Origin of the sequence: Mycobacterium innocens (assembly GCF_900566055.1) — a bacterium.
Taxonomy (GTDB): domain Bacteria; phylum Actinomycetota; class Actinomycetes; order Mycobacteriales; family Mycobacteriaceae; genus Mycobacterium; species Mycobacterium innocens.
In genome coordinates, this window is the sequence record NZ_UPHQ01000177.1 from 21145 (window position 1) to 28536 (window position 7392).

At 68.8% G+C, this 7392-nt stretch carries 5 protein-coding genes and 1 pseudogene; 2 read left to right on the forward strand and 4 right to left on the reverse strand.

The genetic code is table 11. From position 1 onward, the window contains the following. Positions 1-41: 41 nt before the first annotated feature. Both EET03_RS17580 and EET03_RS17585 read right to left on the reverse strand, forming a co-directional pair. Positions 42-902 carry a CbiQ family ECF transporter T component gene (locus tag EET03_RS17580; protein WP_075544299.1) on the reverse strand — a complete coding sequence of 287 codons (861 nt, stop codon included), beginning with the start codon at positions 900-902 and terminating at the stop codon, positions 42-44. Further along, positions 899-2875 (reverse strand): ATP-binding cassette domain-containing protein, encoded by a 1977-nt coding sequence (locus tag EET03_RS17585; protein ID WP_244232422.1) that lies wholly within the window; start codon positions 2873-2875, stop codon positions 899-901. The genes EET03_RS17580 and EET03_RS17585 overlap by 4 nt, the downstream gene beginning before the upstream one ends. A 203-nt stretch (positions 2876-3078) precedes the next feature. Between EET03_RS17585 and EET03_RS17590 the strand changes: the two genes are divergently transcribed. Beyond that, positions 3079-3564 (forward strand): MarR family winged helix-turn-helix transcriptional regulator, encoded by a 486-nt coding sequence (locus EET03_RS17590; protein ID WP_063472226.1) that lies wholly within the window; start codon positions 3079-3081, stop codon positions 3562-3564. Between the two features lie 148 nt (positions 3565-3712). Next, positions 3713-6118 (forward strand): ABC transporter permease, encoded by a 2406-nt coding sequence (locus tag EET03_RS17595; RefSeq protein WP_075544304.1) that lies wholly within the window; start codon positions 3713-3715, stop codon positions 6116-6118. Positions 6119-6133: 15 nt separating this feature from the next. On the opposite strand, the pseudogene EET03_RS17600 reads toward EET03_RS17595, so the two are convergent. Together EET03_RS17600 and EET03_RS17605 are read right to left on the reverse strand one after the other, a co-directional pair. Then, a pseudogene (locus EET03_RS17600) lies at positions 6134-6352 on the reverse strand (VIT1/CCC1 transporter family protein); the annotation flags it as partial. 259 nt (positions 6353-6611) lie between these two features. After that, positions 6612-7392: transposase (locus tag EET03_RS17605; protein ID WP_208649081.1), on the reverse strand; the 781-nt coding region annotated here is incomplete at its 5' end.

A 7392-nucleotide genomic window follows, 5' to 3' on the forward strand; every position in this document is an offset into this window, starting at 1 on the left:
GAACCGCTGAATGGCCGGGCCGATCGGCGTCGAACCGCCGCTCAGGTGACCCGCAGCAGCGTCTCTATCACCACCGCTGCGCCGCCGGTCACGGCGGTGATCATCAGGGCCGTCCAGTCGGTGAATTTGGGTCGCGCCGGGTATGCCGACAGCTGGCCGGTGCCGCCACGGGCGGTGATGGCATCGCCCATCTCGTCTGCGCGTCGCAACGTCACAGTGATGGCGGCCGCGAGTAGGTCGATCACTTCGGTAGTGCGCCGCTGCCGCCGGGCCTTGCGGCTGCGCGGTATCCGTTTGGGCCGCAGCCGGCGGGCGGCGTAGAGCACCTGGAATTCGTCGATCAGCATCGGGAAAGCGCGAAGCGCCAGCGCCAAGGCGACCGCCCACTCGTCGACCGGGATCCGCAGCAGTCGCAGCGGCCGGCCCAGACTCGCCAGCGCAGGCCCGATCTCGGCGACGTTGGTGGTCCAGGAAACCATCGCACCCAAAGCCAGCAGCACGATCGACAGCGCGGTGATCCGCAGGAAGTTCAACGCTCCACCCAGTTCGAGCTCCACCCCGGCCACCGCGATCGACGGGGTGCCGCCGGCCAGCGCGGCCGTAATGCCGCCGATCGCCAGAACCACCCATAACCAGCGAGGTACCGACGGCACCGCACCGCGCGGGATGTGCGCGAGCCTGGCCGCCGTGAGCACCAGCGCCGCCATCAGCCCGATCGTCACCCAGCCCGGATAGAACGTCAGCAGCACGGAAATGCCGAAGACCACCAGCAGTTTCGTGCCGGCCCACAAGTCGTGGATGACCGAGCTGCCAGGTACCGGAACCAGCAGGACAACCGGTCGGGTGGGGCGACGGGCGCCGCGTCCGTCGGCGTCGGAGGCGGCGGCTGCCGACAGCGTCATGACATGCTCCCCGTCCCGCCCGCGGCGCTCGTCGACGCCGGTTCCATGGCGCCGCTGCGCAGATGCAGGGTCCGCGGGCAAAGCTCTTCCATCCCGACGAAGTCATGAGAAATGACCACCACCGTCAGACCCTGCTCGCGGCGCAGGTCTTCCAGCAGCCGCAGCAAACCGCGTTGGCTGGCGGCATCCAAACCCGCCAGCGGCTCGTCGAGAATCAACGCCCGAGGTGAACATGCCAGCAGCCCGGCCAGCACCACCCGGCGCATCTGGCCACCGCTGAGCTGATCGATGCTGCGCCCGGCCAGCGTGGGATCCAGCCCGACGACACCGAGCGCCGCGGCCACCCGGTCGTGATCGCGGGGCGAAAAGCCCGCCGCAGAGGCGACTTCCAGGTCGACCCGGCTGCGCATCAGCTGCAGCCGGGCCGCCTGGAATGACAACGCCACCGCACCGACCTGCTCGTGGGTGGGCCGGCCATCGAGCAGGCAAACCCCGGCGGTGGGAACCGTCAGCCCGGCCATGATCCACGCCAGCGTGGACTTGCCCGAGCCGTTGCCGCCGTGGATCAGCACCCCGTCGCCCTGTTCCACCACGAAGCTGATGTCGCGCAACGCGGTCTTGGCCCACGGTGTGCCCCTGGCGTATTCGTGTCCGACGCCGATCAGTTCGAGCGCCGGTTTGTGCCCCAGGTCACCCACCGCGACGGCCGGCGCCGGAACATCTGCCGTCTCGACCATGTCGGCGTTGTCGGGAGAGTCGCTGAGGTTGATCGTGCGGTCGGCCGAATCGGCCTCGTTGTTGTAGTGCGTGATGTGTACCAGCGCAGTGCGGTGATGTTTCGTCAGGCCGGACAACACGCCCAGCAGCGCATCGCGGCCCTGCTGGTCCACCATCGTGGTGACCTCGTCGGCGATTAGCAGCGCCGGTTCTCTGGCCAACGCCGCCGCCAGCGCTAGCCGCTGCAACTCACCACCGGACAGGCTGCCGGTGTCACGTTCGGCCAGTCCGTCCAGGCCGACTTCGGTGAGCAACCGGGCGACGTCGATCCTGGTGCCCGGCGGCAGGCCCCACACCACGTCGTCGGCGACCCGGGTGCCCAGCACCTGGCTTTCCGGGTGCTGCAAAACCACTGCCGTGCCGCGCAGCTTGCCCAGACCCACCGCGCCCGGACGCCGCACTGTGCCCGACGTCGGTTGCCGGCCCGCGAGTACCAGCATCAACGTGGTCTTGCCGGAACCATTGGCGCCGGTGATCGCCACGTGTTCACCGACCCGCACAGCCAGGCTGACCTCACGCAACGCGTCTTGGGCGGCACCGGGATAGCGGAACCGCGCATTGTCCAATCGCACCGGAACCGGCCCGATCGGGTCCGTTGAATCACCGGCCGGAGCGTCCAGCTTGTGCACATCGGGAATTCCGCGCATCCGCTCCAGCAGCCGCGACAGTGCCCACCAACCGATCAGCGACACGATCACGATCCCGAGTGTGGAATAGCCCAGCAGCACCCACGGCCAGTACTGCAGACCGTCGGCGAAGTATCGCTTCAGGTCGGCGGCGGCGCCCTGCAGATGGATCCGGGTCATAAAGGACGCAAGGCCCTCCACGTTTGCGGTCATCACGTCGAAGATCAGGTGCCGCAGCCGGCTCAGAGCCGCCAGCATCGCGACCATCGCCGCGCCGAAGGCCAACCCGGCGATCAGTGACGACACAACGACCGTCGGCGTGCCCCGTCCCCGGCGCTTGACGATTCCGGTCAGCCCGCCGATGTAGGCGCTGTGGACCACTCCCATGAAGCCGCCCATTCCGGCAATCAGGAAGGCGATCACCCCGGCGGCAACCGTCGCGGCAATCAGCACGCGCAGCCGGAAGCGGTAGGCCAGCAGCCCGGTGGGCACGGTGCCCAGCAGTGCCAGTCCCGCGGCGAACGGAACGATGACCGAGATGATGGCGGTCACCGCGCACAGCGCGGCCATCACCGATGCCTGGGCCAGTTCCGCCGGTTGCAGCGGCCCGCGTCGATGTCGCGGATGTCGCGAAGCAACGGGGGCCGGCACAGTCACCTCATCGATTCTGCCAGGTGAAGCCGCATGCGGCGGCAGCACACAGCCGCCCGCCGGATTGGCTTGCCAGCGCCCGCGATTGGTCTCACATAGCAAAGCTATGCAACGATGGGGCCATGAGTTCATCCGCCGCCACCGACCACGCCGGGGCCGTGGTGCCCGATCAGGGCCTCGGCGCCGATTTGCTGGGCGTGGTCGCGCGACTCAACCGGCTGGCGACCCAACGCATCCAGATGCCACTGCCGTCGGCGCAGGCCCGGCTGCTGGCAACCATCGAAGCCAAGGGCGAAGCCCGCATCGGCGACCTGGCCGCGGTCGATCACTGTTCCCAACCGACGATGACCACACAGGTACGACGCCTCGAAGAGGCCGGGCTGGTGACCCGGACGGTCGACCCCGGCGATGCCCGCGCGGTCCGCATTCGCATCACACCGGACGGGCAGCGCACGCTGGCCGCCGTGCGGGCCGACCGTGCTGCCGCGATCGAACCGCAACTGGCCCGACTGGGACCGGCGGACCGGCAGGTGTTGGCTGAGGCCGTCGAGGTGCTGCGCCGGCTGCTCGACAACGCGGCGGCCACCCCGGGCCGCAACACATTGTGACCGTCGCGGTGCATCCTGGATAGATAGACCCGCCCGCCGGGTACTCAGTCAATGTCGATCGTCGCTGCGGTGACGACATTCGGTGACGAAAGGTGGCGGCCGCATCTTGATACCGAACGCCCCGCCGTTGACCGTCTGGTTCGGATCGATGCGGTACGTCTTTGCCCCGGGCCGCGACGTGCTGGCCGGGCCCGGCGAGCACTGCGACATCCGCCTGGACCACCCCGGTCCCGGTGGCCGCCCCGCCCCGGATGTGGTGCTGCGGTTCCAGGGCACCCATTGGGTGGCCATGGACGGCAGCGGTAACGGCATTTTCGTCGACGGCACCCGGCTGTCGGCAGTCGACATCTGCGACGGCCAGACGATCGCGATCGGTGACCCCCGCCGGGGACCCCGGCTTACCTTCCAGCTCGCCGCACCCGCGGCAGCGCTGACGCCATCGGCCGATCCGCCGCAGGCGCATCGGCCGATGCCGCCGCCTACCGGTCAGTGGCGCAAACCCGTGAAACCGACCGAGCAAGCCACGCAGCGGATGCCGGCCAAGTCGATCACTCACCCAGAACCCGCCCAGGCGCTGGCGCAGCGCATCGTCGCGGAGTCGGCGACTCAGCGAATCCCCGCAGCCCCGACGTTCGGCAGGACTACCAAGCCCATCCGATTGACACCACCGGGACCGCCGCCCGCGCCGGAGGCCGGGCACCCGCCACCTGCTGACCAGTCCGCGCCGGCCGGTGAGCAGCCCGCGCCGGCGGCTGAGCAGCCCGAGGGACGCGGCCTGGTCGAGCGGATGACCGACGCCACCCGAAAGCTGCTCGCGCTTCGATCCGACGCCGGGTCCGCGGAGGAGGGGCCGGCAACCAGCCGGCTGCCGCTGAAACCCGGCGCGCGCACGGTCGGCGTGGCGGCATATCGATTGGGACTGACAGTCGACGGGCGGGAACTGCTTTCTGACATCTCGTTCACCGCACGCGCCGGTTCGTTGATCGCGGTCGTCGGGCCGTCGGAGAACCGCACCACCGCCCTGATCGAGCTGTTTGCGGGCCTGCGGCCGCTCGGTTCGGGAGTGCTGACCGTGGACGGCCACGACGTGCAGGCCGAGCCCGAATGGACGAGATCGCGCATCGGGGTAGTGCCGCGCGAGGATGCTGTACCCGGCTGCCTCACGGTCGAACGGGCGCTGGGTTACGCCGCAGAGTTGCGGCTGCTGCCCGATACACCCGCAGCGACCCGCGACCGGGTGGTGGACCATGTTCTCGACGAACTCGAACTGACGCCGCATCGCAAGACCCGGGTGGCCAAACTTGCGCCCGAGGTGCGCCGGTGCGCGTCGATGGCGACCGAACTCGTCTCCAGGCCTTCGCTGCTGGTCGTCGACGAACCGAGCGCCGGGCTCGATCCGGCGCAGGAAAGCCACGTCATGGCGATGCTGCGCCGACAGGCCGACCTCGGCTGCGTCGTCGTGGTGGCGACGACATCGCTTGCTCACCTGAACTTGTGCGACCAGGTGTTGCTGCTCACCCCGGCCGGCACTTTGGCCTTTGCCGGGCCGCCGGTGCAGCTGAAACCGGCGCTGGGCACTACCGACTGGTCCGAGGTTTTCGCGCAGGTCGACGCCGATCCCGGCGGTGCGCATCAGGCGTTCCTGAACCGCCAGCAGGCATCTGGTTCACTACCTCCGGCACCGCCCGCGGTGGCGGCTACCGGGCGGCCGCCCGCCGAGCTCACTGCCGACCAGCAGCTCGGGCTGGCGATTCGTCGTCAGGTCCGCCTGTTCATCGCCAGGCGGGTGTCCTTCCTCTGCATGTTGCTACTGCCGTTGGTGTTGGGCGGCTTGACGCTGCTGATTCCGGGAGATTCCGGGTTCGACCGCGCCGGCCGGTCGGCGCCCAACCCGCACGAGGCCACCGAGATCCTGGCCGCAATGAACCTCGCCGCGGTGCTTATGGGCATCCTGCTGACGATTGGCGATCTGGTCGGCGAGCGGCGGGTCTTGCGGCGCGAGCAGTCTGTCGGGTTGTCGACGCCGGCCTACCTGGTCGCCAAGATCACGGTGTTCGGCCTGGTCGCGGCGATCCAGGCCGGCATCCTCACCGCCATCGTCGTCGCCGGCAAAGGTCCGCCCGTCCATGAAGCGGTCCTACTGCGCAATGCCACTGTGGAACTCTACGTGAGCGTGGCGGCCACCGCCGTCGTCTCGGCGATCATCGGTCTGGCGCTGTCGACGCTGGGCAGGTCGCAACGCGAGGTTCTGCCGCTGGCGCTGCCGGTGATCCTAGCGTCCGCGCTCTTCGGCGGGGGGCTGCTGCCGCTGGTGGGCACCTGGGGATTCGACCAGATCTCCTGGCTGATTCCGGCCCACTGGGGCTTCGCCGCAGCCGCCTCGACCGTTGATCTGCGCCGGGTCGACCCGCTGGCGGCCCATAACGGGGTGTGGACGCACTACACCGGCTGGTGGGCCTTCGACATGGCCATGCTGGTCAGCTTTGGCGCGTTGTGGGCCGGTTTCGTGTTGTTCCGGCTGCGTCCGCCCGGTCACGGCATGAGCGCCGGATAGTGACGTCGCGGGGGCTCACAGCACGGCCGCGATCAGCAATCCCACCAGAAATCCCACCAGATAGGTGGCTGCCACGGTGGCGGCGCCGAAGAGCAGTTGCCGCGACGCCGCCCACCACACCGCTTTGCCGGTGAACCGGGCGGTCAGGCCGCCGGCGACCAGCAGCCCGGCCCCGCCGCATGCCAGCCCGGCGACCAACGACCCGAAGCCCAGCAGGTAGGGGATCAGCGGCAAGCAGCAGCAGCGCACCGATGGCGAACATCGCGCCGAAAGCGGCCGCCCGCGACCAGCCGCCGCTGACGTCGGAGTGCGAGTGCCCGACGTCGAAGACCGGTTCGCCGGATTGACCCGATTCGCCCGGTTGTGACCCGGCTTCAGGATTCGCCATTGCGCTATCTGATCCGAAAACAAGGTGATTTGGGCGCACGAAAGCTGGATGCGAGGTGAGGAGATCTCGCACCCAGGAGTAGGGCTGAGGCGATGTTGAGTTGGTTTAGGCGGCTTGGCCGGTGGGTTCGATGGTGACGCGGAATCCTAGTGCTTCGATCTGGTGGGCGAGGCGGCGGGCGTGGGCCTCGGGGCGGCGACGCACGAACCAGTCCGCGCCGAGATCCTGGTAGGCGACGTGGCGGTCGAGCACGTGGTAGGCGGCCACCAGGATCGAGTGTTCGACGGCCTTGCGTGCCTTGGCATGACCGCGTCGGCCACGGAGCCGCTGGAATTGGGCACCCAAATAGGTGCCCTTGGAGCGCCCGGCGGCTTCGGCGCACTGGGCCAAGGTGGCGGCCAGCCACTTGGAACCCGGACGCGACCTGCCCGATTTGTGTTTGCCGGCCGATTCATGATGCCCAGGGCAGCGCCCCGCCCAGCTGGCCAGACGAGCCGAACTGCCGAATCGTGACATCTCGACGCCGATCTCGGCGATGATGCACTCCGCGGCGCGTCGGTCGACCCCGGTGATGGTGTCCAGCAGGTCGAGCTCAGCGGCGAAAGGGGTGATCAGCCGATCGATCTCGGCAGACAGGTCCTCGATAGTCTCGTCCAAAAAGTCCAGCTTGGCCAAGATCTTTTCCACGATGAGCCGATGGCGTGACACGAAGCGGCCCTCCAAGGCCTGACGCAGCAGGGGAATCTTGGTGCGCAGCCTGCCGCGGGCCAGTTCGGCAAGAACCTCCGGATCATGAGTACCCGAGACAAGCGCGGCGAGCATGTCGCGCCCGGACTTGCCCAAAATATCGGTGGCCACCGAGGACAACTTGATGCCCGCGTCTTGG

Bases quoted from the DNA above. Each gene is read 5' to 3' on its own strand.
- EET03_RS17590 (WP_063472226.1), top strand. From the start codon at position 3,079: ATGAGTTCATCCGCCGCCACCGACCACGCCGGGGCCGTGGTGCCCGAT.
- EET03_RS17595 (WP_075544304.1), top strand. From the start codon at position 3,713: ATGCGGTACGTCTTTGCCCCGGGCCGCGACGTGCTGGCCGGGCCCGGC.
- EET03_RS17585 (WP_244232422.1), bottom strand. From the start codon at position 2,875: ATGGCCGCGCTGTGCGCGGTGACCGCCATCATCTCGGTCATCGTTCCG.
- EET03_RS17580 (WP_075544299.1), bottom strand. From the start codon at position 902: ATGACGCTGTCGGCAGCCGCCGCCTCCGACGCCGACGGACGCGGCGCC.